This is a genomic window from Paenibacillus sp. P3E (genome assembly GCF_001909045.1).
Lineage (GTDB): Bacteria > Bacillota > Bacilli > Paenibacillales > Paenibacillaceae > Paenibacillus_AQ > Paenibacillus_AQ helianthi.
The window spans coordinates 1-25415 of record NZ_LVWH01000224.1; the positions used below are offsets into that span (position 1 = coordinate 1).

Here is a 25415-nt window from a genome sequence, read left to right on the forward strand (position 1 = left end):
TTAACACACAAAATATAATAAAACAACATTGCTTCGTCGCTATGTTTGATAGATGGGTGAGGTCTAAAGTATAGAGAAGTAAAGCAGGCTGTCCCTAAAAAGAAATAGGGAGGGAAGAACATGAAGATATTTAGTAGCCGAGAAGATCATGTGATTACGTGTTAACTAAAGTGGTGTTACAGGTGGAAAAACCATGAGAACTAGCGAAAGAGAACAGCCTGCGGACTGTTCTCTTTGTTGTGCAACTTTTCGTATTGCAGCTATCCTCCAAGACACTGCTCTCCTACAATCCTCTTGATACCTGCCTCATAGAAAGGGTACATATCATCAAGCTCCATAATATGGGTTTGAATGGGCACACCATACATTAAAGCGAACAATTGACATACAAATTCATTATATTGAGAAGGATGAATCGTTTTAATCTCCGAAAGATGGTACATAAAAACCTGCTGCAGGCTCAGCGGCTCTACTTTTTGGTCAAAGGCTTCCTTATTAAAGAGATAATACTCGTAAGGTGAAGGTTCGATAGCGGGTGGTTTTTCTGTAAGCTTACTATAATATTGAATGAGCGATATCATGATTTTTTTACCCGGAACCGTGTCATCACAAATCGATTGAAAAACTTTATACAGTCCTGCTTCACCTTGATACTTTTTGTGGTGGATATCAAAACTTCTATCATAAAGCCACTTACATATAAAGTAATCTAAAACCTGTTCCTTGTAGCTAAAGTTCTTAAAAAAAGTAACTTTAGTCGTATTTATGTTAGAACACAGTTCTTCAAGGGTTAAATCATTAATACTTTTCGTTTGCAGCAGACGAAGCATCTCTTCCAGAATAGATACCCTCAAAAGAGCTGCTTTTTTTTCTCTAACCCCGAAATTCTCCATCTATTTGCTCCTTCCTGGTTCTGCTTCTAATCCAGGCTACACCGTTTACTAGTAAGATCGCGAGAATCACAATATAAAATATTGAAGTTGACATGCTTTTGATGATTGTAAAGGTACTTGCAACATATACAAGGTTTACTGGAACTGCCGCTTTATACGAAAGCATTATGAATATCATGAGGTTTTCCAGGTAATCAAAGAACATAGCGGCCAAGGGAAGAGATAATGCGGCTTTTGAAAAGGAAGAATATCCAGTTAATGCTGAGGTATGCTTCACCTTACGATGTAGACGCATCAGTAAAATGAAAGTAGATAATCCGGTTAGGCCATTTAGGACAGGAAACAAAATATCGAGGGGTAACTGCACATGAAGATACAGGTTGTAGCCTTTTTCCGATAACTGAGAGAGAAACTTAAGCGCATATTCATAAGTATACCCCAAAGGATTCATATCAAAGATCAAGAGACCACCAGCCTCATGGCTTATACGTGGAATAGAATAACTCTGCATGATGATAAAAATAGATTGAGACATAAATAGAAACAGCAGCCACAGCTTAATCGTTACAGTTTCAAGACTTTTAGCCAGCTTGTGTATCATGAAAGACCTCCCCGAAATTAAATTTACCGTAGTAAATAAATTAACTGAAGTTAATTATAATATATGGGGGTTTCGGCTCTAAGTCAACCGTGTTTTTTGTTATTTGCTTCATCAATGCCCATCGTTGCAGGAATAACTTTGCTTTGTATTTTTGGACTTTCGAAGCTTCTTAATAAGATTAGTAACTACGGGAGACGTTAACTGAGATATAAGCCAATTGGTGGTTACATATCTCGGGGATATACGGAGAACGTAACGAAACTCCATCGGACTCCCAGCTTTGACTTTACTTTTAGCAATGGATTTTTTTGATCACTAGAAATATCAGGTTATCCCCCGGTCATGTCTGAACTGCTTGGGCGTCATCCCGGTATATTTCTTGAACACTTTGGTGAAGTAGCTCTGGTCATTGAAATGAAGCCGGGTTGCGATATCCGAGAGGGGAATGCCCGGCAGCTCCATCAGACGTTTGGCTTCCCCGATCCGTTCCCGCTGAATGTAATCACTTACGGCCAGGCCGGTCTCCTTCTTGAACAGCTGGGACAGGTAGCTGGCATTCAGCCCGGTCACCCCGGCAAGCTTGCTCAAGCTGAGCTCCTCGTATAAATGGTTGAAAATATAATTCTGGCACAGCGCAGAGGTGCGGGACAGCTTGGACCTGTGGTTGTCTTTCACATGATCGGCGAAGTCGCACAACGCGGCTAGCAAGGCCCGGTCCACCGCCGGAATATCCTTCAGTTCTTCAATGTGTTGAATATGAAAGTCGCTCAGCGTGTAGGCAATCTCCCAGAACAGCCCTCCGTCCATGGCCGCGCGTGTTGCCAGGGTAATAGAGGTGATGGCGAGATTCTTTTTGCTGCGCAGCTGGCTTTTCTTGGAGAGCAATCCATACTGATCTTCGTTAAAACCCGCATGCGTCTGCAGCAGCCCTTCCTTGTCTCCATTCCGGATGTGTCTGAACAGCTCACGCTCTTGGCTTGGGTCATGGTGCAGCCAGGTATTTTCCCGGCGGTAGGACAGATCCAGATCAGGTGCCCCGCCCTCTAGCTGAGCAGGTTGGAGCTTCAGTGAATCCAGCAGCAGTTCGTTGATGGTTAGGGCTTGGCCGGTTACCAGTGTATACAGCAGGATGGCCGCATGATACAACCGCATCCGGTCCAGTACGGGAAGCAAGTCGTAATATTGCAACCAGACCTCCAGCTGTCCAGAAGAAATATTATGGTCCCGCAGGAGGCTTGCCGCGGTTTCTTCGTTCATGGACGTATACAGTGAAGGGCCGATCACGAGGGTTCCAGCCAGCTTCAGCTCACCAGATAATGGGAGTACAACGAAATTCTCCAGGTATGCCGTTGTGCAGATTTGCGGCAAAGCAGCAGTCCTTGCATCACTCCCGCTGTTCGCTGCATCCAGCACATGCTCCCGAACTTCTGCCAGCAGCCCCTGGCTGTCTTGAGCGGGAGGCCGGGCTTGGTAAAACTGGGGTAGTGCCTGCTCCGTTTCGCCCTCTGTATTCAGCCAAATGACCGGTATCCGGTAAGCCTCGTACAGCAACCTGCAGATATAAGGAATCCGTTCACCGTCCTCTAGATGATCAAGCATATTCTCTCACCTCACACCTAATGAAAATACCAATAATACAATGATTTTGCCATAAATCTGCCGGGAAGTATATTAGAATGGAGACAAGAAAGCACTTTCAAGGAGGTATATGATGACTACTGACCTAAAGCACCTCATTCCTCAAATGACGCTTGAAGAGAAGGCTGGACTCTGCTCGGGGCTGGATTTCTGGCATACCAAAGGCATTGAGCGGCTGGGTATCCCTTCTGTAATGGTGACCGATGGACCGCATGGACTACGTAAGCAGGCAGAAAGCGCCGACCATCTTGGTCTTCATAACAGTGTGCCTGCTACCTGTTTTCCTTCGGCGGCTGGACTCGCTTCTTCCTGGAACCGTGAGCTGATCCGCCGGGTGGGTGAAGCATTGGGCAGAGAATGCCAGGCTGAGGATGTAGCCGTCCTGCTGGGGCCGGGAGCGAATATCAAGCGTTCACCGCTGAATGGACGGAATTTCGAGTATTTCTCGGAAGACCCCTACTTATCATCGGAGATGGCTGCCAATCATATTCAGGGTGTGCAGAGTCAGGGTGTGGGTACATCGCTGAAGCATTTTGCCGCCAATAACCAGGAGCACCGCCGAATGTCTACCGATGCCGTCATTGATGAGCGGACGCTGCGGGAGATCTATCTGGCGAGCTTCGAAGGGGCCGTGAAGCAAAGCCAGCCCTGGAGCGTCATGTGCTCCTACAACCGGGTGAATGGTGAATACGCTTCGGAGAGCGAAACGCTGCTAACCCGGATTCTGCGGGACGAATGGGGCTTCGAAGGCTTCGTAGTGTCCGACTGGGGAGCGGTGAACGAACGGGTGAAGGCGCTACAGGCAGGACTTGAGCTGGAAATGCCTTCTAGCGGAGGGATCGGTGACGCCAAAATCGTTGCCGCCGTGAACAGCGGCGAGCTGTCCATGGAGACGCTGGACCTTGCGGTGGAGCGGCTGCTGAACTTTATTGGTAAACGGACAGAGAACCGAATGGAGAACGCTTCGTTCGATCCGGAGGAGCATCACCGGCTTGCCCGTGAAGTGGCCCGGGAGAGCATGGTGCTGCTGAAGAATGAAGACAACCTGCTCCCGCTTGCCCAAGAAGGCAAGATTGCCATCATTGGAGAATTTGCCAAGAAGCCGCGTTATCAGGGCGGGGGAAGCTCGCATGTGAATCCGACGAAGCTGGATGATGCTTTTGCAGAACTACAGGCGGTGGCGGGAGCTTCCGCAAGCTTCCAGTATGCTCAGGGCTATGAGCTGGGCAGTGATGAGATTAATGAGGAGCTTTTGCGTGAGGCGCGTGAGGCAGCACTTCAGTCAGAAGTCGCAGTGTTGTTCCTTGGATTGCCGGACAGATACGAGTCGGAGGGCTATGACCGCAGCCATCTGTCGCTGCCCGCAAGCCATATTGCGCTGATTGAAGCGGTGGCTGAGGTGCAGGAGAATTTGATAGTTGTCCTTAGCAACGGATCTCCGGTGGAAATGCCTTGGCTCGGCAAGATAAAGGCGGTTCTGGAAGGCTATCTGGGCGGACAGGCCTTTGGCGGTGCGGTTGCTGATCTGCTCTTCGGCGCTGTAAGTCCAAGCGGTAAGCTGGCGGAGACATTCCCGGTGAAGCTGAGCGATAACCCGTCATTCCTGAATTTCCCCGGTGAAGGGGATAAGGTGGAGTATAAGGAAGGCTTGTTCGTCGGCTACCGCTATTATGATAAAAAAGAGCTGGAGCCGCTGTTCCCGTTTGGTTTCGGCCTGAGCTACACCGAATTCGAGTACAGTGATCTGGTGCTGGATAAAACCGGCAATAGCGATACGGAAACCGTGCACGTCAGCGTGACCATAAAGAATACCGGCAGCCGGGCCGGACAGGAGATTGTGCAGCTCTATGTAAGTGATATTGAGAGCAGCTTTATCCGTCCACTGCAGGAGCTGAAGGGCTTCCAGAAGGTGGCGCTGCAGCCCGGGGAAGCGCGCGAGGTTTCTTTTACACTGAATAAACGCGCCTTTGCCTACTACAATGTAGGGCTTAGGGATTGGCATGTGGAGAGCGGAACCTTCCGGATTGGGGTCGGAGCGTCCTCCCGCGATATCCGCCTAAATGCTACACTTGAAGTGGCTTCCACGACGGAAATTGCAGTAAGCTTTCACCGGAATACGACAGTCGGGGATCTCCTGGACAATCCGCTTACAGCAGAGACCGCGAAGAAATTCAGCAGTATTTTCGGGCTCGAAAGTGCGATGGAGGATAATCCGGAGATGTTCCTGGCGATGATGAAATATATGCCGCTACGGGCCATGATCGGCTTCGGGCAGGGGAAATATACCGAAGCGGATCTGGCTCAGGATCTAAGCGAGCTTAATGCTCTAGTAGCAGCGAAATAACAGCCGAAGAAGATTGTTATCCCTTTTAAGCTCTTCGTGTGGATTGAAAAAGGCAGCAGCCCTTTACCAGGGGTTTGCTGCCTTTTGGGTTAGTTGTGGACAGAAACTCCAGATTTGCGGCCGTGTCCAATAAAAGGATTAAAATAGTCCAATCCCCGATCTCCAGATTGTCCATTTCATCCGTGATGAAGACAAGTTATAATGAAAGCGCAATCATGAATCTGGGGCAGGACTGTCCACAGAAAAGATTAGATGAGTTTCTGAATTCAATGCTCAAATGGAGGTATAGACGATGACGAATATACAGCTAAAATGGTTCTCCAGCACAGAAAATGCGCCTTGGACCGAACGCGGGGCAGCCGAGGCTGAAATCCCTGGAACGGAGGGGGCTGCACCGGCTAATCTAACCGTTACCGACGATATCTATCAAACGCTCGAGGGCTTCGGCGGCTGCTTCAATGAACTCGGCTATGCTGTACTGTGCCATCTGCCGGAAGACGAGAGAGCCAGAGTGATGCATAATTTGTTCCATCCTGAGGGAGAGCAGCGCTTCAGTATCTGCAGGCTGCCTATCGGAGCCAGCGATTATGCGCTGGATTGGTACAGCTTGAACGAAACGGATGGCGATTACGCTATGCAGCATTTCTCGATTGAACGTGACAGACAGCTGCTGATTCCCTATATCAAGGAAGCCCTCGCGCTGAACCCGGAGCTGAAGTTATTCGCTTCTCCCTGGAGTCCGCCGACCTGGATGAAATTTCCTAAAGCCTACAACTATGGCACACTTCGCTGGGAGCCGGAGATCCTTGCCGCTTATGCCCTCTACTTCGTGAAGTTCGTGGAAGCCTACAGGCAAGAGGGGATTACCATACATCAGGTGCATGTGCAGAATGAGGTAGTTGCCGACCAAAAGTTCCCGTCCTGTGTCTGGACAGGCGAGCAGCTCAAAATTTTTATCCGCGATTATCTCGGACCTGCCTTCGAGGAGCATGGGCTGGATACGGAAATATGGCTTGGCACGATCAATGCCCCGGAGCCGTGGGATGAATGGCTGAAGAAGAAATCCAGTGATTATGATGCCTTTGCAGGTGTGGTACTGGGTGATCCGGAGGCTTATAAATACGTCAAAGGCGTTGGCTATCAATGGGCAGGCAAGCATGCGATTCAGCGTACGGTGCAGAGCTACCCGGAGCTTCGCTATATGCAGACGGAAAATGAATGCGGCGATGGCGAGAACACCTGGTTTTACGCCAAATATATATTTGGCCTGTATCAGCACTATTTTATGAACGGCGTAAACGCCTATATCTATTGGAATATGGCGCTTGCTCCGAAGGGGCGCAGCACCTGGGGCTGGGAGCAGAACTCCATGCTGACCATTGATCCTGCCTCAAGGCAGACCATCCGCAATCCGGAGTACTATGTGATGAAGCATTTCTCCCGCTTTGCCGCGCCGGGTTCGGTAAGGATTGGGCTGAAGGGGCCGTGGAGCGGACATGCCGTCGCATTCCGCACGCCCGAGGGCAAGCTGACGCTGGTTATTGCCAACCCTTATAAGGAGGCGCGGATGCTGCATCTGCAAAGCGGGTCATCGCTAATTACCTTCAAGCTGGAAGCGGAATCTTTTCATACCCTTGTGTTGGGTTGATTAGATCATAGCTATATTCTAAAGAACTAACGTCCGGAACATGCGGGGCGTTAGTTTTTTGCTACAAGGACGGCGAGCCGTCTCCAATTGGTAGAATTCCATTCTTGGGATAAACTACAGCAAGTGAGGCAAGGGGGCTGGAGGACACAATGTTTGCCAAATGGATGATGAAGCTGTCGGAGCCATTCCGGCGGAGTATCCGCAACAAGCTTATTCTGACGATGATTCTGCTGGCTGTGGTGCCCATCGTCGCCATTACAGCTCTGGCTGCAGAGAACAGCCGCCGCTCGATGGAGGTTGAAGTGATCAGCACGAATCTCTCCAATATGAAATGGACCGGAGTCTATCTCGGTGACCAGTTCGCCCAACTGAATAATCTGATCTATACAGTGCTGATCAGTCCGCATTTGAGCGATTATCTGGCAAATGCCGAGGAAGCGAGCCTCTCCAGCCAGTTCACAGCGCAGCGGAATATTACTGATACTTTGACTAATCTGTTCTACTCGGCAGGGAATCACGTGGTCGGTGTAGAGCTGTATTTGAAGGAATACAACAAGCTGTACACGATCAATGCCTCACAGAGTGACATTGAATCCCCTGCTGCCATTCCGGCACCATATAAGCTGCTGTTCGATCAGGACAAGGACTTCATGATCACCACGGACAGCACAGATGGGGCCAAGTTTCAGCTGATCCGCAGCATTAACCGCTTTGAGAACCAGGAGAAGCTGGGCGGGATTTCTCTGCAGATCCGCTGGGGAGTGCTTGATCAGACGCTGAATCTGCTGGGGCGCGGTAACGACCATACGGTTTTTATTGCCGGAGCGGACGGCAAGGTACTCTACCAGCCCTGGGGTAACGCTCCGGCAGCAGCAACCCTGGACCGGATCGCGCGAACGGGTGAGAGCCAGGGGTATTTTCGCGGCGACGATGAGTATGTGTTCTACAACACCATCGACCCGGTGGGTCTGAAGCTGGTCACTGTGATCCCTACCAGCTTTATTAACCAGAGCGCGCTGGCGACCATGAACTTTGGTCTCATCATTGGTGCCGTGTCTGTTGTGGTGGCCATTCTGCTCGCAGTCATACTGGCCTGGCGGCTGGCCACCCCGATTGTCAGCCTGGCCCGCTCGATTCAGGGCTTTGGCATGATGAAGGAACGCGGGATACGGCACACCACCCGTGTGGATGAGATCGGTCTGCTGGAGACGAAGCTGGATCAAATGTCGCACCGTATCCGTGAGCATATCCGCACAGAGTACATGATCAGTCTGGAGAAAAAAAGTGCTGAGCTCAAAGCGCTGCAGGCGCAGATCAACCCGCACTTTCTGCAGAATACCCTACAGATGATTGGCAGCATGCTGTTCAAGAACAGCCCGGCTGAAAGCTACGGAGTGATTAGGTCGCTAAGCGATATGTTCCGCTATATCATCCGCGAGCCGGAGGATCTGGCCCCGCTGCGGGCGGAGCTGAATCATCTGAACAACTACATGCAGATCCAGCAGCAGCGGTTCGCCGCCCGGCTGAGCTATAGTCTTGAGGTGGATGAAGGGGCACTGGGGAGCTTCATTCCGAAGCTGAGTCTGCAGCCGATTGTGGAAAATGCCTTTTTCCATGGCCTGGAACGGCAGGAGGGTCCTTGGGAGCTGGAGGTCAAGGTGGTCTGTGCCGGACTGGATACGGTCATTATGATCCGTGACAATGGCGTAGGAATCGGGCCGGACCGGCTTGCTGAACTGCAGGGCAGGCTTACCCGGCGCAGCGGGGATTTATGGACACATGGAGAGCGGATTGGGCTGCGTAATGTCGCTTCGCGGATTCAGATGCATTTTGGCGACAGCTACGGCATCTCCGTTGAGAGCAGGGAAGGCCAGGGGACCACGATAACCGTGACCATACCATATTAAATAACAAACAAATAAATTGAGTTTGTGATTTTTTATATTGGGGCAGAAGTGGCGGAGGAGAAGTTTGGAACTGGAGGAGCGATAGCGACCGCCTTTATGTTTGGATTTCTACCGCAGCAAGCGGTTCAAATCAGGAAATCCAAACATAACAGCGGCCGGAAGTCCAAACATTCTCCGCAGTCACGACCGAGCCCGAAATATAGAACTCTCAACTTCAACTTATACCCCCCCGAAAGGAATGAACCGACGATGTATAAAGTGCTGCTGGTGGATGATGAGAGCTGGAACCGGGACATCGTGCGGACGTTCGGCTCCTGGGAGGAGCTTGACATGGAAATTGCCGGAGAAGCGGAGGACGGACGGGAAGCGCTGCGCCTGATCGGAGAGCTGGCCCCGCATATTGTCATTACCGATATGAGCATGCCCGGTGCCGATGGTGTGATGCTGATGAATGCTGTGCATGAGCGGTTTCCTGAGGTGAAGATGATTGTGGTCAGCGGCTACGATGATTTCAAATATGCGCAGAATGCTATCCGGTACGGGGCGGTGGATTACTTGCTGAAGCCCATTGATCCGAAGGAACTGAACGCTGTGCTGGGCAAGTGCCGGAAGGAGCTGGAGGCAGCTTCACAAGGGCAAAGTGCGTACGCGCTGGACATCGATGTGTCCATGTGGCTGTCCTCTTATAAACAGCTCATGCGTGTCCATTTCAATGAATTGAATGCTGAAGGTGTGAGCTCAGTTCTGGAAGGGATCGGCAAAGAACTGGAGCCTGGCGGAACTCCTATGCCCGGCGCACTCCGCCAGGCTGGCAGTGAAATGCTGCTGCTCCTGAAGGAGCTCATGAGGGGCAACGGTCTTGCAGAAGATGCTCTGAAAGCGGAAATTCCACATGCGGCACTGAATTCGGCAGGGAGCATAACAGCTTATCTGAAGGAGCTCTATGAGGCAAGCCTCGAGCAGCTGATCGGTCAGCGCAAGTTCAAAAACAAGCTGAACCTCGAAGAGGTGAGGCAGTATATCGACGGTCATTTTGCAGAGGCGGTGACGCTGGAGGGGCTGGCAAGAGCTTTTTTTGTCAGCAAGGAGTATTTGAGCAAGGTGTTCAAGCTGGAATATGGCTGTAACGTCACGGATTACATACTCGGGCTGCGGATGGACAAAGCCAGGGAGTGGCTGGCCGATGAGAATATTCCAATCAAGACCGTGGCTGAGCTTGCGGGATATGAGGATGTGGGGTATTTCTACAGGGTGTTTAAGAAGCATTTTGGCGTGGCGCCTGGAGAAATGCGCAAACAGAAAGCCGGTTTAAAAATGTCCAATCCGGAAGGGTAATTCCGTCCAATTAAACGCTTTCATAAACGGGTTACAATGAAAGCGTAAACAAAACACAGACATTGGGAGGTCTTACAGCATGACAAAGACGAGCAAAGGGTTACTCTGCACGATTCTCGCCGCTACACTTCTTGCAGGCTGCGGTAATAACAACAGCGGTAATGCAGGCACTGCATCCGGAGATACAACAAGCACCGGCAGTGTCGCCAAAAGCGTCACCCTGAAGATGTTCATCGCCCAGCCTCGCTTCAAGGAGCAATACGATAACTATATCGCCGAGTTTGTGAAGAAGGAAAAAACGGACAAGAACATCGATGTCTCCGTACAGCTGGAAATGCCTACGGCCGACAACGCTTCCCAGATTCTTAAAACACGGCTCGCTTCAAATGATGCCCCGGATATTTTCGCCATTCATGCTGTCAACGAAATCCCGTCCTATTATAAAGCCGGATATTTGGAGGATCTGAGCAGCCAGCCGTTTGTCGGCAAGCTGCTGGACAGTGTGAAGCCTTCCGTCACCACTACGGACGGCAAGGTTGTGGCATTGCCTTTGGAAACCTTGTCCTGGGGCTACCTGTACAATAAAAAAATCTTCAAAGAGCAGGGACTGACCCCACCAACGACGCTGACAGAGATGAAGACGGTCATCGAGAAGCTGAAAGCCCAAAAAATAACACCATTTGTACTTTCGTACAAAGAGTCATGGATTCCGCAGCTGGTGCTGCCGCTGGCGGTAGGCGGGATGATGAAAACCAAAGATCCTGAATTTGTGAACAAGATGAACAAGGATGAAGGTTCCTTCACTGAGATGAAATCGGCAATCTTTGATGTGTTCGATCTGATCAATGCGAACGGCACTGCCAAGGCTACCGAAGTTGGCGGTGATGACGGCGCAGCCGCCTTTGCTGCAGGCAAGGGAGCGATGTGGCTGATGGGTCCATGGTATGCGGAAACGATTCTCAAATCCAATCCGAATCTGGACTTTGGGGTAGCGCCGCTGCCAATCAACGATGATGCCAGTGCAACTCTGATCAATCTGAGCGCCTCGACATCGCTGGCCGTATCGCCAACGAGCAAGAACAAAGAAGTAGCACTCGATTTCCTGAACTATGTGCTGGACGATCAAGCATCCAACGCCTTCTTCCAATCGCTTAAGTTCAATCCGGTATCCACGGTTCACACCTATGAGAGCTATCCTTGGATCACTGAAGCTACTACCTATGTCAAAGCAGGAAAGTCTGTTCAAGACCCGGCTATTCCGCAATCGGTCAAGGATGAGGTAGGCAAAGGGCTGCAGGCGTACTACGCCGGACAAATGTCGCAGGATGATGTCCTGAAGGCACTTGATAAAGCATGGAAATCCTTCAACAAAGTCAATAAATAAGCTGCGGCGGATATTCAGGGATGGAAGAGCGGGAGAACCAGTTTTCCTCCATCCCTGTTTGCTGCTGCCCACATAGAGGGAGAGGGGCGGTTACTGTGCCGATTAAGAAATACAAGAATGTTCTTTCACTGCTAGCTTTCGTCGCACCAGCATTGATAATCTACTCATTATTTCTGCTGATTCCCACGGTTGGCGGAATGTACTACAGCTTCACGGACTGGAATGGGCTTAATCCCAACTATTCTTTTATCGGACTCGGCAATTTTATTGAGGCGCTGCGTGATGATCCTGATTTCGTGAATGCTCTGCTGTTTACGATGAAATATGTGCTGTTCATGATCGTTCTGCAAAATGTATTCGCACTTGTGCTGGCGGTGTTCATTGAGACGAAAACCCGTACTAAAGGCTTTTTTCGCACTATTTTCTTCATGCCCAATATGATTAGTACGATTATCAGTGCCTTCATGTGGACCTTTGTGTTCTCCCAGGTGCTGCCGCAAATTGCCGAAAAAACGGCCATGTCCTTCCTGGACCAGCTGTGGATAGGCGATCCCAAGGTATCTTTTTATTCGATCATAATCGTATCGCTGTGGAATGGTGTCGGCTATATGATGATTATATATCTGGCCGCCCTGCAGGGTGTGCCGCAAAGCCTTAAGGAGGCTGCTGTTATTGACGGTGCAAGCCCGTTCCAGACCTTCCGAAAAGTAACACTCCCCATGATTACACATGCGGTGACCATTTGCTTCTTCCTGACACTGAACGGGGCGTTCAAGGTATACGAAGTGGTCTATGGATTGACCGGCGGGGGGCCGGGACGCAGTACGCAGGTCATCACAATGAATATTTTTGAAGAGGCGTTCTCCAACAACTTCCGCTACGGCTATGCCAGCGCCAAATCAGTCATTCTGTTCGTAATTATCCTGATTTTCACCTTCATCCAGATTGGTGTCATGAAACGAAAAGAGGTGGAAGCATGAGACTCAGAAAAGGAGCTTCCCTGCTCATTACTCTGTTTCTTTCGGTCGGAGCGCTCATTTCCTTTTTCCCGATCTATCTGGCCATTATCAATTCCGTAAAAACACAGGGCGAGATGTTCTCTTCCTTCCTGGCCTTGCCGACCAAGCTGCATTTCGAGAATTACAGCCAGGCCTTTGATAAAATCAACCTCCTGCACAGCACGCTGAACTCGGTCATTGTATCCGTGATTGGTATCGGCGGCATTATCTTCTGTGCGGCCCTGGCCGGCTACAAGCTGTCCCGGACCTCCGGAAGGCTTAGCGCAGCCATCTTCTCCCTGTTCATAGCTTCGATGCTGGTGCCGTTTCATTCGATCATGATTCCGTTAACCCGGATGGCGAAAGCCCTTCATGTCAGCGGCAGCACCTACGGATTGGCCCTGATCTATATTGGCCTCGGGGTTAACATGGCGATTTTCCTGTATCATGGTTTTGTGAAATCCATTCCCCGGGAGCTGGAGGAAGCGGCACGTATTGACGGCTGCGGTGAATTTCAGACCTTTTTCCGGATTATCTTCCCGCTGCTGCTGCCGATTACGGTGACCATCGCGATTCTCGACTTCCTGTGGATCTGGAATGACTTCCTGCTGCCGCTGCTGATGCTTACGGATTCCAACAAATACACATTGATTCTGTCGACGAATACGTTGTTTGGGGAATATAACAAGGAGTGGTCACTCATTCTGGCCGCGCTGGTGCTGACCGCCCTTCCGGTAATTGTCATCTACGGCTTCTTCCAGAAGTTCATTATGCAGGGCATTGCTGAGGGCGCCATTAAGGGTTGAGGATATAAGGTGAACATTAAAAGTTCATAATACGGTCTGGTCGTACTGCGGGGACTGTTTGGACTTTCGGCCGCTGTTGTCTTCAGATGTATTTTATTATATCGCTTAGCGGATAACATCTGAAGACAAAGGCGGACGCTACGCTCCTACAGTTCCAAACGTCCCCTCCGTACTTCTACCCTATGTATGTCTATAAAGTTCAACTTATATAGGGAGTGAGAAGGACAAGGACAAGGATAAAGACAAAGACAAAGACAAAAGATTCCACAAGGGAGGTAACAGCAACGATGAATCAACTTCGTTACGGCGTTGCCTATTACGATGAATATATGCCTTACGAGAGACTGGATGAGGATATCGCCATGATGAAGGCGGCGGGCATCAACACGGTCCGCATTGCCGAATCCACATGGAGTACGCATGAGCCGCAGAACGGCGTATTCGACTTTACCTCCGTAGACCGGGTGCTGGATGCGATGCATGCTGCGGGGATTGCTGTCATCGTCGGAACACCGACGTATGCTGTTCCCACCTGGCTGGTCAAGGAGCATCCAGATGTTCTGGCTGTAACACCAAAGGGACCCGGAAAGTACGGCGCGCGGCAGATTATGGACATTACCAATTCCGCCTACCTGTTCCATGCGGAGCGGATCATCCGCAAGCTGATCAGCCGGGTCTGCAAGCATCCGGCGGTGATCGGCTACCAGACGGACAACGAGACGAAGCATTACGATACGGCCGGAGAGAATGTGCAGCTTCTGTTCGTCAAATATATGCGGGAGCGCTTCGGAACGCTGGAGGAGATTAACCACCGCTTCGGACTGGATTACTGGAGCAACCGGATTAACAGCTGGGAGGACTTCCCCTCGGTAGTGGGCACCATTAACGGCAGTCTGGGGGCGGAGTTCGCCCGCTTCCAGCGGGGACTGGTGACGAAGTTTCTTGCCTGGCAGGTGGCGCTGGTGAACGAGTATAAGCAGCCGGGTCAATTCGTCACGCAGAACTTTGATTTTGAGTGGCGGGGTTATTCTTATGGTGTTCAGCCTTCGGTAGACCACTTTGCTGCAGCAGAAGCCTTCGATATTGCCGGAGTAGATATTTACCATCCTTCGCAGCACGAGCTGACCGGAACAGAAATCGCCTTCGGCGGCGATATGACCCGTTCGCTGAAGCGCAGCAATTACCTGGTGCTGGAGACGCAGGCGCAGGCTTTTCCCCATTGGACACCTTATCCGGGTCAACTGCGGCTGCAGGCCTTCAGCCATCTGGCATCAGGTGCGAATATGGTCGCTTACTGGCACTGGCACTCCATTCATAATTCATTCGAGACGTATTGGAAAGGGCTGCTTAGCCATGATTTCAAGCCGAACCCGGTGTATAACGAGGCGATCACGATCGGCAGGGATTTTGCACGTTTGAGCGGGTCGCTGTACGGTCTGCATAAGCAGAACAAGGTAGCGGTAATGGTCAGCAACGAAGCTCTGACGGCATTGGAATGGTTCAAGCTGCCGGACGGCAAGAATTACAATGATGTTGTGCGCTGGCTGTATGACGGGCTCTACCGGATGAATATCGAATGTGACTTCATTCAACCGGGTTATCCGGGGCTGTCCGAGTATAGTCTGATCATCGTTCCGGCAATGTACGCTGTCCCGGATGAGGCGCTTGAGCGGCTGAATGAATACGTGCATACCGGCGGACATGTCGTATATTCTTTCAAAAGCGGGTTCGCAGACGAAGTCATCCAGGTGCGTACAATCGTTCAGCCGGGAATCATTAGCGAGGCCTGCGGCATCAGCTACAGCATGTTCGTCACACCGCATGAAGTACGGCTGAAGAGTGAAAATGCGGTGATTCGTAGCGAGGACAATCAAGTGGAAACGTGGATGGAGCTGATCACACCGACGACAGCGGAGGTGCTGCTGCGGTACGATCATCCGCACTACGGCGAATACGCCGCAGTTACCCGGAACCGTTATGGACAAGGCAGCGCAATGTATATCGGCTGCATGACAAGCAGAGAGATGGCGGACAGCCTGTTGAAGGCTGCAGTGCAGGAGGCTGGATTATGGGGAGCTGACCAGGAGCTGGCATTTCCTCTGATCGTCAGAACAGGCATCAATCCGCAGAACCGGACGGTGCGTTATTACTTTAATTATTCTGACTCTCCGCAGTCTCTGGTATATCCGCATGGCCCTGCTGAAGAGCTGCTGTCGGGCCGGAAAGTTGCGCCTAAAGAGGAGCTGGAACTCTCTCCTTGGGGATTTGTGATTCTGCTGACTTAGAATATTTGATTTCTCCTCCGGAATTTGCTAACATACGGTGTAATATAATAATTGTTTTAGTTTTCTAGGGTTCCGCAGCGCATCTCGGCTGGCTGGTCCGAGGGAAGACGCACGGACCTATAATCCGTGTCAACACGGAGGGATAAAAGCCCGGGAGGTATCGTCCAGTTGGATGATGGCCTTCCGGGCTTATTTATTTTTACACAGGAGGAGATTCACTTATGAAGAGTAATAGGGCATGGTTGAGTATTGCAGGTGCAGCCTGTCTGGAGGTAGTGTGGGTCATTGGCCTGAAGCATGCTTCCGCTCCCTGGGAGTGGCTGGTTACGGGAATGGCGCTTTTGGTCAGCTTCTATACTCTTGTCGCGGCCAGCAGCAAGCTGCCTGCAGGAACGGTATATGCTGTATTTGTCGGTCTTGGCACGGCGGGAACGGTCCTTATGGATATGATCTGGTTCGGGGAGCCGTTCAAGCTGATCAAGCTGGTCCTTATATTGGTGCTGTTGACCGGAGTCATTGGCCTGAAGCTTGTTACCGGGGACTCCCGTACGAAGGAGGTATCATAACATGGATTGGCTGATGCTTATTGCTGCAGGCTGCTGCGAGATGCTTGGGGTGGCTATGCTGGGCAAGCTGCAAAGGGACCGTGACTTCCTGACGTTGTTCCTGTTTGTACTGGGCTTTGGCGGCAGTCTGCTGCTGCTGTCTCAGGCGATGAACACCCTGCCGATGGGCACAGCTTATGCGGTATGGACAGGGATTGGTGCTTCCGGGGGAGCGGTGCTGGGGATGGTGTTATATGGGGAGGGGCGCGGATTTCGGCGGATTATTTGTATTGTAATGATTCTTGGAGCGGCCGCGGGCCTCAAACTCATCGGGTGATCATGGGAGAAAGTAATGAAATGGACACCTGTGCGATGTTTCGATTGGGATAACATGGTAAGTATATATAGTAGGTATATTAACGTAATCCAATCCAACGGTTAAGGGAGACTTTCATGATGAAAACCGATATATCCGGCACAACCACACTTAAAGACGGAACAGTACTGTCAAAGATGGGCCAGGGAACCTGGAATATGGGCGAGGATAAGGCTGTGCGTAACGAGGAAATTGCCGCTTTGAGGCTGGGGGTTGAGCTGGGCTTGAACTTGATTGATACCGCTGAAATGTATGGGGAAGGCCGTTCGGAGGAGCTGGTCGGGGATGCTATCCGGGGGATTCGTGACCAGGTGTTTTTGGTCTCTAAGGTACACCCGCATAATGCCGGCCTGAACCGGATCACCCGCAGCTGTGAAGAGAGTCTGAAACGTCTGGGAACAGATCATCTGGATCTCTATCTTCTGCACTGGAGAGGGAAGGTTCCGTTACAGGAGACGGTAGAGGGAATGGAGCAGCTGGTAGCCTCCGGCAAAATCGCCCGTTGGGGCGTTTCTAACCTGGATACGGAGGATATGAAGGAGCTGCTGCGCATTCCCGGCGGAGACCGCTGCGCTGTCAATCAGGTGCTCTATCATCTGGGCTCAAGAGGCATTGAGCACGAGCTGCAGCCCTGGCAGCGCACGCACAAAATTCCTGTAATGGCCTATTCCCCGCTGGCTCAGGCGGGTAAGCTGCGCAAAGGACTGGCCGAGAATGAGACGGTGCGTGAAATTGCGCAGAATCACGGAACGACACCGCTGCAAATTATGCTGGCCTGGAGCATCCGGGAAAGCGATGTAATCTCCATTCCCAAAGCGTCGACCCGGGAGCATGTGACCGAAAACGCATCGGCTGCGAAGATCCGTCTGAGCGACGAGGAGTGCTGGAAGCTAGACGATGCTTTTCCGCAGCCGGCCTGGAAGGTGCCGCTGGATATGATTTGATGATTTGAGGGCTGTCCCGGGAGCGGGGCGGCCTTTTCTTTTGTCCTGCCGCAGCCGGGTTGTACACCGTTCTCAGCGCATCCATGAATTGTACGGAGATATTCCGATTTATTTTACGGAGAATGGGCATTCTATAATGACGAGCTGGTAGACGGCGTCTTGGCGGATCAGAAGCGGATTGATTATATCCATAACGGCGGAGGTCTTGCGGTAAAATGCAGGCTTCCGTTTTTACATGGTAGGTCGTTCGCAGCAGAAAAATGCCGGTAAATAGCCCGTTGGCAGGAACTCTTAAATGATGTCAACAATGATCATGACGAAACCGTGTTTTCAATTTGCTGACAAAGAAAGCGCTTTGATTTACGATGTGGTCATAGGGGATAACCTTTCAGGAGTATCTGGCAAAGGGGATCTCATTCAATAACATAAGGGGGCATTTCAAATGGCCACAACAGCAACAACACAAACTTCGTCCGGTGGTGTAAGGGTGAGGGTTCAACAATTCGGCCGCATGCTCAGCGGTATGGTTATGCCGAATATCGGCGCTTTTATCGCTTGGGGCTTGATTACGGCTTTATTCATTCCAACGGGCTGGTTCCCGAATAAAGATCTGGCTACGCTGGTTGGTCCAATGATCAAGTTCCTGCTGCCGCTGCTGATTGGTTTCACAGGTGGACAGATGATCAATGGCAAACGCGGCGGTGTAATCGGCGCAATTGCGACCATGGGGGTTATCGTAGGGTCAGATATTCCAATGTTCCTTGGAGCGATGATAGTCGGTCCACTGGCAGGCTGGATATTAAGACTCTTCGACCGCGCGGTAGAAGGCAAAATCAAAGCAGGCTTCGAAATGCTCGTCAACAACTTTTCACTCGGGATTATTGGCGGTGCTTTAACACTCGGGGCGTACAAAGGGATCGGACCGCTGGTCCAGGGACTAACCAATATTTTGTCCAACGGTGTTGAGGTTCTAGTCAATCACAACCTGCTCCCGCTGGTTAACATCATTATTGAGCCGGCAAAAGTATTGTTCCTGAATAATGCGATCAACCACGGTATTCTGAGTCCTATCGCTGCGGAAGAATCGGCACGGATCGGGAAATCCATACTGTTCATGCTTGAATCGAACCCGGGCCCAGGTCTTGGTATCCTGCTTGCTTACTGGCTGGTAGGTAAAGGTTCGGCTAAATCATCCGCTCCGGGTGCCATTATCATCCATTTCCTTGGCGGTATTCATGAAATCTACTTCCCGTATATCCTGATGAATCCCCGTCTGATTCTGGCAGTTATCGGCGGCGGCGTGAGCGGTACCTTCACCTTCCAGCTTCTGGGCGCAGGACTTACCTCTTCACCATCTCCGGGCAGTATCTTCGCTTACATTGCCATGACACCTAAGGGTGGTTACGGTCCAATGTTCGCCGGTGTTGTTGTAGCAACAGTGGTTTCCTTCCTGATCGCTTCTATACTGCTTAAGACCAGCAGCAAAAACAATGAGGAAGTAGTAGATCTGGAAGAAGCAGCAGCGAAAATGCGTGATATGAAAGCTGCCGGTACTGCCGCTAGCCCTGCATCGGCAACTACAGCCAATATAATCACTCCTAATGTAACAGCCAACGTTCGAAACAAAGCGGACGTGAATAAAATCGTCTTTGCTTGTGATGCCGGTATGGGTTCCAGTGCCATGGGTGCTTCCGTATTGCGGAAGAAGCTGCAGAATGCAGGGGTCAACATTACTGTGGTGAACTCTGCGGTCAGCGAAATTCCTGCCGATGCTGACATTGTTGTTACCCAGAAAACACTGACCGACCGTGCGATTGCCAGCAATCCAAAGGCAGAGCATATCTCGATTGACAACTTCCTGAAGAGCCCGAAATATGACGAGCTGGTGGAACGTTTAAAGTAAGAATTCGGCGTGTACAACTATCATACAAGCTAAATTTGCCACTCAGATAAAAAACAGTCAGGCCGGCTGACATTATGAAGGTCCAATCTGTATAAAGCTAAATTAGGAGACAAACGCTGGCCTTCACAAGCCAGCGTTTGTCTCCAGTTAAGGCGAGGGTACACAGGCTATGAAGAAAATAACCGCAAGGCAGCGCCAGATCCTATGGCTCCTCTTGGGTGTAAACGAGGAGATCACCGCCGCTGAAATCGCCGAGTCTATCGGAGTGAGCGTGAGAACCGTTCACCGGGAGATGGAGGATATTGAGCAGTTGCTTGGGGAGTTTGGGCTTGATCTGATCCGGAAATCAGGAAAAGGCATCGCTTTGAGTGGCCCGGAGCCGGCTCTTGCGGAGCTGCGCCTGTTTTTGCGGGAAGAAAAGCCTGCGGAGTATTCCGGGGAAGACCGCAAAATCTTTGAGCTCTGCCTGCTGCTGGAGGCTGAAGAGCCGGTGAAGCTGTTCACGCTGGCCCATTCGCTTAAGGTTACGGTTGCTACCATCAGCTATGATCTGGACGAACTGGAACCGTGGGTCCGCAAATTCGGTCTGGAGCTGGTCCGAAGGAGAGGATATGGCGTAGAAATTACAGGTCTTGAGGTTGACAAGCGCCGGGCGATCTGCCGGCTGGCTGCCGAGCACCTGGACCTGTCCGATCTGGTGGGCCATACTCCGCAGACTGAGAGCAATCCGGTCTTCCGCCTACTTCTCACTACAGTCGGCAAATCCAATCTGATGAGCGTCGAGAGTATGCTGTGGGACATGGAATGGAAGTGGACCGCAGAGCTTCCCGAAATTGTCTACATGGAGATGCTGCTGGGGCTGGCCGTGAGCACCCGGCGGATCGAGATCGGCCGGGGAATGGTTAGCGGCGAAGAAGCCGGATACTCCCGGTTATCTGATCACCGCAACATTGCCGGGACCGAGCAGTTCGTGAGCCGTCTGGAAACAGTGCTCGGACAGGAATTCCCCCGGGCAGAAATTCTCTATTTTGCCGGATTGTTTGACCGTGTACAGGACTCATTTTCCTCTAGCGGGTTTGCCTACGGCGATATTGAGCTGATGGAGATGGTATACAGGCTGACAGAGAGTGTTGCCAAGCGCACGGGGCTGCCTTTTCAGAGAGACCGTTCGCTGCGTGAAGGGTTGCTGGAGCATATGGACCCGGCATTGAAGCGCATCCGGGAAGGTACGCGTATCCGGAATCCGCTGCTTGGACCTATCCGCAAAGATTATGAATATTTATTTACGGTTGTCCGGGCAGCCGCCCAGGATATGAAGCTGGAGCTAACCATTCCTGACGAAGAGATCGGTTTTCTGGTGATGCATTTTGGCGCATCCGTGGAGAGGCTGAACCAGCTCAGGCGCAGTGTCCGGGCCATTCTGGTCTGCGCCAGCGGACTAAGCTCTTCCCGGCTGCTTGCCACTAGGCTGGCCAAGGAAATGCCGCAGATTGAGGTTCTCGGCAACATCTCCTGGTATGAGGCCGCCCGTCTGCCGGATATGGACTATGACCTGATTATATCAACGATTGATCTGCCGATCGACAAGGAACGCTATATCAAGATCAGCCCCTTGCTTACAGGGGATGAGATAGAGAAGCTGCTGAATTATATTCACAATATAACACTCAACGAGCAGGACACGGCCGCGCCTCAGGAATCCGGCAATACCAGCCGGGAAGAAGCTGCGCTAAGCCGGTTGAAGAGCTACAAAGGGATACTAGATGAAATGGTCAGTCTGCTTGAGCGCTTCCGCTTCCATCCGCTCGACAACAGCGGCCTGTCATTATCGGGGACACTGTCCGGGATGCTTAATCTGTTGAACGGCAGCGGGGTAATCGATGATGCCGACATCCTGCTGGAACGGCTGCTTGAGCGGGAGCGCATGGCCAGCCAGGTGATCCCGGATACAGGACTTGCGCTGTTTCATACCCGCAGCAGTCATGTGCATATGTCTTCTTTGACGCTGTACCGGCTGCGCCAGCCGGTGCTTTTGGAAGGCGGAACTGAGGTCCGTGTCATTCTGCTGATGCTTGCCCCGCGCAAGCTGTCCAAGGAAAGCCTGGAGGTGCTTAGCGAGATCAGCGCCCTTCTGCTGAATTCGGAGCTGGTCAAACTGCTGGAGGAACGGACGGAGCCTGAGATCAGGCGGTATTTGTCGTCTGAGCTGCTTCATTTTTTTGAAAATAAAATGTGAAAGTGAGAGAAACCATATGAGTATACTGTCTGAAAACAAAGTGATTATGAACGGTGCCGCCAAAGATAAATATGAAGCGATCACTATGGCCGGAAAGCTGCTAGTCGATGCCGGACATGTAACGGAGGAATATGTCCCGAAGATGCTGGAACGCGAAGAGGTGGTATCCACCTATATGGGCGGAGGCCTAGCGATTCCACACGGCACTAAGGAAGCCAGACCTTTTATCAAATCTACTGGATTGTCAGTCATCCGCTTCCCGGACGGCGTGGATTTTGGCGGAGATGAGCCTGCGTTTGTGGTCATTGGCATTGCAGCAGCAGGTGATGGCCATATGGAAGTGTTGACGAATGTGGCGATGATCTTCACGGAAGATGACGCGATTGAACGGGTCATGAATGCACCTACGCCGGCTGATGTTATTGCTATTTTTGAAGGGGGACTGGAGTAATGAAAGCTGTCCATTTCGGAGCGGGCAATATCGGCAGAGGCTTTATCGGTTTGCTGCTGTCGCAGGCGGGGTATGAAGTATGCTTCGTGGATGTCAATGAGGCATTTGTATCCCAGCTCCAGGAGCGCAAAGAGTATCCGGTGACCTTGGCCAGTGAGGGCCAGGAAACGGTCATTGTCAAGAATGTGACTGCGTTAAGTAGTGTAACCCATGCGGAGGAAGTGGCAGCGGCTGTTGCGGAGGCCGATCTCGTAACGACGGCAGTCGGGGTCACGATCCTGAAGCATATTGCCGGTGCAGTAGCGGAAGGCATCCGCAGACGGGTGGCTGTCTCCGCAGCTCCGCTGCATGTCATTGCCTGCGAGAACGCTATTGGCGGCAGCGCCCAGCTCAAAGAGCTGATATACGCCAAGCTGGACGAGGAGTCCCGCGCCAAAGCGGACGCCTCTGTAGCATTTCCGAATGCGGCGGTGGACCGGATTGTGCCGCTGCAGCAGCATGAGGATATTTTGAAGGTAGTGGTAGAGCCTTTTTACGAGTGGGTGATCGACTCCTCGCAGATGATTCCGGGCTATGTCCCTGTTGAAGGCGTTCATTATGTGGATAATCTGGAGCCATACATTGAGCGTAAACTGTTCACGGTGAACACGGGACACTGCTCGGCTGCTTATCTCGGTTATCTGCGCGGGTATGAGACGATCCAGCAGGCTATGGCTGATGAGGCTTTGACTGCTCAGGTGCGAGAAGTGTTAGAGGAGACCGGTGCGGTGCTGATACAAAAGCATGGCTTCGATCAAGCGCAGCATAGCAAGTATATCGATAAAATCCTTGAGCGTTTCCGCAATCCGGCGCTGACGGATGAAGTGTCCCGTGTAGGCCGCTCACCGCTGCGCAAGCTGTCTCCGAATGACCGTCTGGTCTCACCGGCGCTACAGGCTTATGACAGAGGACTGGGCTATACAGCCCTTACCCGTTCGATGGCCGGAGCCTTGCTGTTTGATGTGAAGGATGATCCCGAAGCTGTAGAGCTTCAAGCTGCAATTACAGAGCTTGGCACCGAAGCTGCGGTAACGAAATACACAGGCATCGCTGCTGACCATGCGGTACATCAGTCGGTAATGGCAGAGTATGCCAAATTAAAATAAAAGCTATATCAACAGGGGGTTTGCGCTTCCGTCAGCTCATGTATCGGCTGAGGCGCAGAACCCCTTTGTGGTTTGGCGAGTTAAGGTCTCCATCGATGGATGGGAAATACCTGTGGTTAGGCCGGAAGGTTTGACTTACCGTTTAAGCAGATGGACCCAGGCTGCATCTGGAGAAGTCGGCTTAAGACTCCCGCCGGTCGGCTCAACGGTCAGTGCAATATTGTCCGCTTCGCCCAGCTGGCTGCCCTTCACATACAGATGGCCCTTCCTGTCTTCAATCTGAACCAATCCCAGCGTGTTCCGGCTACCGTTCTTCACAGCCCAGGCCTGAATGGACCGATTGTCGCTGAGTGCGACATCCTCGATCAGCACGAACAGCTCCCCGGAGCTGCCGTTGTACCAGACATTACCGGAGAATTGGTCCTTCCGGCTCCAGTCCAGCGGGTACGCTACGGTCTCCGGCCTGTTCAGCACCTCCATCGCTTGCGGCTCATAGCTGCTCACATAACGGTTGCGCTCTGAGCGCCCGTCCGGCTCGGTTCCGAACAGTCCCAGAAGCATGATGCCCACGGCGCAGCACAGAGCTAGCGCCGCTGCCCCGCGCCGGTAAGCGGGCCGCAGGTTTCCCAGTCTGCGCCGCCATCCTGTCCACCGGACGCGGCGTCTAACCTTCCGCCGCACTGAACCAGATGGATAGAGAGGGGCCTGCTGTACTGCAGGGACAGGGAGAGGTTCAGATTCTGCGGAGCAGGTTCCTTCCCCGGCGGCCATTGCTTCGGCAGACCGTCCTTCGGCATCCGAAGACGGCTCTGCGAGCAGCGGCAACCAAGTGTTATATCGTTCACGGCAGACCGGACACTCTTCCAAATGGAAGCCCATCTCCGTCCGCTTGTTTCCCTGGATGTCATTCCCGATCCAATCGATCCATTCCTCTTCGCTGTAATGGCGGAAGGAGACACGGGAGGCGCTGCCGCTATGGAGGAACTCAGAATTTTCGTTTCTGTAACGGTTCATGGGAGAGATCTCCTTCCGGCTGCTCGATCCAGCCTTGCTTGATGAATTGTCTGCGCATATTGGCAACGCCGTATTTAATCCACGATTTCACCGTGCCTAGCGGAACGCTCCAGGAATCCGCAAGCTCCTGATGCGTGTGCGCGGCATAATAGGAGCCGAGGATCGCCTTTCTCTGGTTGACCGGAAGAGTCTGTAGCGCATAACCCAATGCTTCACATTGGAGCTTGCGCACTGCGGTATCTTCCTGGAGCGGCCCGTCCGGTTCACGGTGCAGCACTTCGGGATCGGCAATCGGCTCCATCCGGGCCTTCCGGCGCTGCCTGTCGATACAGCGGCTCCGCGTCATCACCGCCAGCCACGCCTTGATCGTGCCGCGTGAAGCATCATAGGCTCCACCCTTCCGTAATACCTCCAGAAAAATATCCTGGCAGATATCTTCTGCCTCCATCCAATCCTGAGTCTGCCCATAGGCGATCTTCATGATGAAAGGCGCATAGCATCCATAGAATTCGTCAAACGCGGCTGTGGAGCCTTCGCACATCTGCGCCAGTGCCTCGGCCATTGCCTCGTTGTGGGGATCCATCGCTCTTTTTCCTCCCTTAGCAACATTCATTGGTCCATCTCTGACTATTTGAAACTCCGCCGCTCGTTTTTTTAACTGCCTTTCCTCCCACTATAAATTAATAAATACTCTTGTTTACTCACTCGTTCTAAGATTTTCAGCCATAGACAGATTGAGAGCTGGAGAAGTCATGTAAGGATGACATTATTTTCTGGTGAAGCCGGTGGCGGGAATAGAGAGCGGGGGATTCATCCCCAACCCAAGGATACGTTCTGTGATCGCACTTTGGATATCCACACCTGTCTCCTGACGGCTTACCCTCCCATGTCACGCGGGGTCTTTGCCCTTACATTCCTTCGTTCGGCCTCTCAGGAGGTGGACGCCGTTTCTTGCTCCTTTA

General features: G+C 51.7%; 21 protein-coding genes and 1 riboswitch. Of the genes, 16 read left to right on the forward strand and 5 right to left on the reverse strand.

Going from position 1 to position 25415, the window contains the following annotated elements:
- Nucleotides 1-260: 260 nt before the first annotated feature.
- From A3842_RS28960 to A3842_RS28970, 3 genes are all read right to left on the reverse strand, one after another.
- A complete protein-coding gene (locus tag A3842_RS28960) occupies nt 261-893 on the reverse strand; it encodes a TetR/AcrR family transcriptional regulator (protein WP_074103614.1) in 633 nt (210 codons plus the stop codon).
- Entirely contained in the window at nt 874-1494 is a 621-nt protein-coding gene (locus tag A3842_RS28965; protein WP_074103615.1) for a hypothetical protein, read from the reverse strand. Before A3842_RS28965 ends, A3842_RS28960 begins: the two co-directional genes overlap by 20 nt.
- A 324-nt stretch (nt 1495-1818) precedes the next feature.
- A complete protein-coding gene (locus A3842_RS28970) occupies nt 1819-3093 on the reverse strand; it encodes a helix-turn-helix domain-containing protein (RefSeq protein WP_074103616.1) in 1275 nt (424 codons plus the stop codon).
- Nucleotides 3094-3205: 112 nt separating this feature from the next.
- Here A3842_RS28970 and A3842_RS28975 point away from each other — a divergent pair, with 112 nt between their 5' ends.
- The 15 genes from A3842_RS28975 (at nt 3206) to A3842_RS29045 (ending at nt 23439) form a co-directional block, all read left to right on the forward strand.
- Nucleotides 3206-5476, forward strand: coding sequence for a glycoside hydrolase family 3 C-terminal domain-containing protein (locus A3842_RS28975; protein ID WP_074103617.1), 2271 nt, complete (start codon nt 3206-3208; stop codon nt 5474-5476).
- A gap of 292 nt (nt 5477-5768) precedes the next feature.
- The gene (locus A3842_RS28980) at nt 5769-7124 is read left to right on the forward strand and encodes a glycoside hydrolase family 30 protein (protein ID WP_074103618.1); all 1356 of its coding nucleotides are present in this window, start codon (nt 5769-5771) and stop codon (nt 7122-7124) included.
- Between the two features lie 149 nt (nt 7125-7273).
- Complete coding sequence (locus A3842_RS28985) at nt 7274-9031, forward strand: sensor histidine kinase (RefSeq protein WP_074103619.1); 1758 nt, start codon at nt 7274-7276, stop codon at nt 9029-9031.
- 249 nt (nt 9032-9280) lie between these two features.
- Nucleotides 9281-10366 carry a response regulator transcription factor gene (locus A3842_RS28990; RefSeq protein ID WP_074103620.1) on the forward strand — a complete coding sequence of 362 codons (1086 nt, stop codon included), beginning with the start codon at nt 9281-9283 and terminating at the stop codon, nt 10364-10366.
- 79 nt (nt 10367-10445) lie between these two features.
- Nucleotides 10446-11750 (forward strand): ABC transporter substrate-binding protein, encoded by a 1305-nt coding sequence (locus A3842_RS28995; RefSeq protein WP_074085987.1) that lies wholly within the window; start codon nt 10446-10448, stop codon nt 11748-11750.
- 95 nt (nt 11751-11845) lie between these two features.
- The gene (locus A3842_RS29000; protein WP_074085986.1) at nt 11846-12730 is read left to right on the forward strand and encodes a carbohydrate ABC transporter permease; all 885 of its coding nucleotides are present in this window, start codon (nt 11846-11848) and stop codon (nt 12728-12730) included.
- A complete protein-coding gene (locus A3842_RS29005) occupies nt 12727-13554 on the forward strand; it encodes a carbohydrate ABC transporter permease (RefSeq protein WP_074085985.1) in 828 nt (275 codons plus the stop codon). Before A3842_RS29000 ends, A3842_RS29005 begins: the two co-directional genes overlap by 4 nt.
- A gap of 287 nt (nt 13555-13841) precedes the next feature.
- Complete coding sequence (locus A3842_RS29010) at nt 13842-15839, forward strand: beta-galactosidase (protein ID WP_074103621.1); 1998 nt, start codon at nt 13842-13844, stop codon at nt 15837-15839.
- 53 nt (nt 15840-15892) lie between these two features.
- Nucleotides 15893-15998: riboswitch (guanidine-I (ykkC/yxkD leader) on the forward strand.
- Nucleotides 15999-16060: 62 nt separating this feature from the next.
- On the forward strand, nt 16061-16405 hold the full coding sequence (locus A3842_RS29015; protein WP_074103622.1) for a DMT family transporter: 345 nt from the start codon (nt 16061-16063) through the stop codon (nt 16403-16405).
- A gap of 1 nt (nt 16406) precedes the next feature.
- Nucleotides 16407-16721 carry a DMT family transporter gene (locus A3842_RS29020; RefSeq protein ID WP_074085982.1) on the forward strand — a complete coding sequence of 105 codons (315 nt, stop codon included), beginning with the start codon at nt 16407-16409 and terminating at the stop codon, nt 16719-16721.
- A 119-nt stretch (nt 16722-16840) separates the two neighbouring features.
- Nucleotides 16841-17704, forward strand: a complete 864-nt coding sequence (locus A3842_RS29025) for an aldo/keto reductase (protein ID WP_074085981.1) — start codon at nt 16841-16843, stop codon at nt 17702-17704.
- Between the two features lie 442 nt (nt 17705-18146).
- Nucleotides 18147-19607, forward strand: coding sequence for a PTS mannitol transporter subunit IIBC (locus A3842_RS29030; protein ID WP_074103623.1), 1461 nt, complete (start codon nt 18147-18149; stop codon nt 19605-19607).
- A 169-nt stretch (nt 19608-19776) separates the two neighbouring features.
- Nucleotides 19777-21843 carry a BglG family transcription antiterminator gene (locus A3842_RS29035; protein WP_074103624.1) on the forward strand — a complete coding sequence of 689 codons (2067 nt, stop codon included), beginning with the start codon at nt 19777-19779 and terminating at the stop codon, nt 21841-21843.
- Between the two features lie 16 nt (nt 21844-21859).
- Entirely contained in the window at nt 21860-22294 is a 435-nt protein-coding gene (locus A3842_RS29040) for a PTS mannitol transporter subunit IIA (protein WP_020432921.1), read from the forward strand.
- Complete coding sequence (locus tag A3842_RS29045; RefSeq protein ID WP_074103625.1) at nt 22294-23439, forward strand: mannitol-1-phosphate 5-dehydrogenase; 1146 nt, start codon at nt 22294-22296, stop codon at nt 23437-23439. Before A3842_RS29040 ends, A3842_RS29045 begins: the two co-directional genes overlap by 1 nt.
- 135 nt (nt 23440-23574) lie before the next feature.
- Here the strand turns inward: A3842_RS29045 and A3842_RS29050 are convergent, their stop codons facing one another.
- Complete coding sequence (locus A3842_RS29050) at nt 23575-24453, reverse strand: anti-sigma factor (protein WP_074103626.1); 879 nt, start codon at nt 24451-24453, stop codon at nt 23575-23577.
- Nucleotides 24425-25036: an RNA polymerase sigma factor gene (locus tag A3842_RS29055; RefSeq protein ID WP_074103627.1), complete on the reverse strand. Its 612-nt coding sequence runs from the start codon at nt 25034-25036 to the stop codon at nt 24425-24427. The genes A3842_RS29050 and A3842_RS29055 overlap by 29 nt, the downstream gene beginning before the upstream one ends.
- Nucleotides 25037-25213: 177 nt before the next feature.
- On the opposite strand from A3842_RS29055, the gene A3842_RS33075 reads away from it, so the two are divergent.
- On the forward strand, nt 25214-25415 hold a 202-nt coding region (locus A3842_RS33075), incomplete at its 3' end, for a hypothetical protein (RefSeq protein ID WP_218618674.1).

Excerpts from the sequence above, each read along its gene's own strand:
- A3842_RS28960 (WP_074103614.1), bottom strand. The coding sequence starts at position 893 with ATGGAGAATTTCGGGGTTAGAGAAAAAAAAGCAGCTCTTTTGAGGGTA.
- A3842_RS28965 (WP_074103615.1), bottom strand. The coding sequence starts at position 1,494 with ATGATACACAAGCTGGCTAAAAGTCTTGAAACTGTAACGATTAAGCTG.
- A3842_RS28970 (WP_074103616.1), bottom strand. The coding sequence starts at position 3,093 with ATGCTTGATCATCTAGAGGACGGTGAACGGATTCCTTATATCTGCAGG.
- A3842_RS28975 (WP_074103617.1), top strand. The coding sequence starts at position 3,206 with ATGACTACTGACCTAAAGCACCTCATTCCTCAAATGACGCTTGAAGAG.
- A3842_RS28980 (WP_074103618.1), top strand. The coding sequence starts at position 5,769 with ATGACGAATATACAGCTAAAATGGTTCTCCAGCACAGAAAATGCGCCT.
- A3842_RS28985 (WP_074103619.1), top strand. The coding sequence starts at position 7,274 with ATGTTTGCCAAATGGATGATGAAGCTGTCGGAGCCATTCCGGCGGAGT.
- A3842_RS28990 (WP_074103620.1), top strand. The coding sequence starts at position 9,281 with ATGTATAAAGTGCTGCTGGTGGATGATGAGAGCTGGAACCGGGACATC.
- A3842_RS28995 (WP_074085987.1), top strand. The coding sequence starts at position 10,446 with ATGACAAAGACGAGCAAAGGGTTACTCTGCACGATTCTCGCCGCTACA.
- A3842_RS29005 (WP_074085985.1), top strand. The coding sequence starts at position 12,727 with ATGAGACTCAGAAAAGGAGCTTCCCTGCTCATTACTCTGTTTCTTTCG.
- A3842_RS29010 (WP_074103621.1), top strand. The coding sequence starts at position 13,842 with ATGAATCAACTTCGTTACGGCGTTGCCTATTACGATGAATATATGCCT.
- A3842_RS29015 (WP_074103622.1), top strand. The coding sequence starts at position 16,061 with ATGAAGAGTAATAGGGCATGGTTGAGTATTGCAGGTGCAGCCTGTCTG.
- A3842_RS29020 (WP_074085982.1), top strand. The coding sequence starts at position 16,407 with ATGGATTGGCTGATGCTTATTGCTGCAGGCTGCTGCGAGATGCTTGGG.
- A3842_RS29025 (WP_074085981.1), top strand. The coding sequence starts at position 16,841 with ATGAAAACCGATATATCCGGCACAACCACACTTAAAGACGGAACAGTA.
- A3842_RS29030 (WP_074103623.1), top strand. The coding sequence starts at position 18,147 with ATGGCCACAACAGCAACAACACAAACTTCGTCCGGTGGTGTAAGGGTG.
- A3842_RS29035 (WP_074103624.1), top strand. The coding sequence starts at position 19,777 with ATGAAGAAAATAACCGCAAGGCAGCGCCAGATCCTATGGCTCCTCTTG.
- A3842_RS29040 (WP_020432921.1), top strand. The coding sequence starts at position 21,860 with ATGAGTATACTGTCTGAAAACAAAGTGATTATGAACGGTGCCGCCAAA.
- A3842_RS29045 (WP_074103625.1), top strand. The coding sequence starts at position 22,294 with ATGAAAGCTGTCCATTTCGGAGCGGGCAATATCGGCAGAGGCTTTATC.
- A3842_RS29050 (WP_074103626.1), bottom strand. The coding sequence starts at position 24,453 with ATGAACCGTTACAGAAACGAAAATTCTGAGTTCCTCCATAGCGGCAGC.
- A3842_RS29055 (WP_074103627.1), bottom strand. The coding sequence starts at position 25,036 with ATGGATCCCCACAACGAGGCAATGGCCGAGGCACTGGCGCAGATGTGC.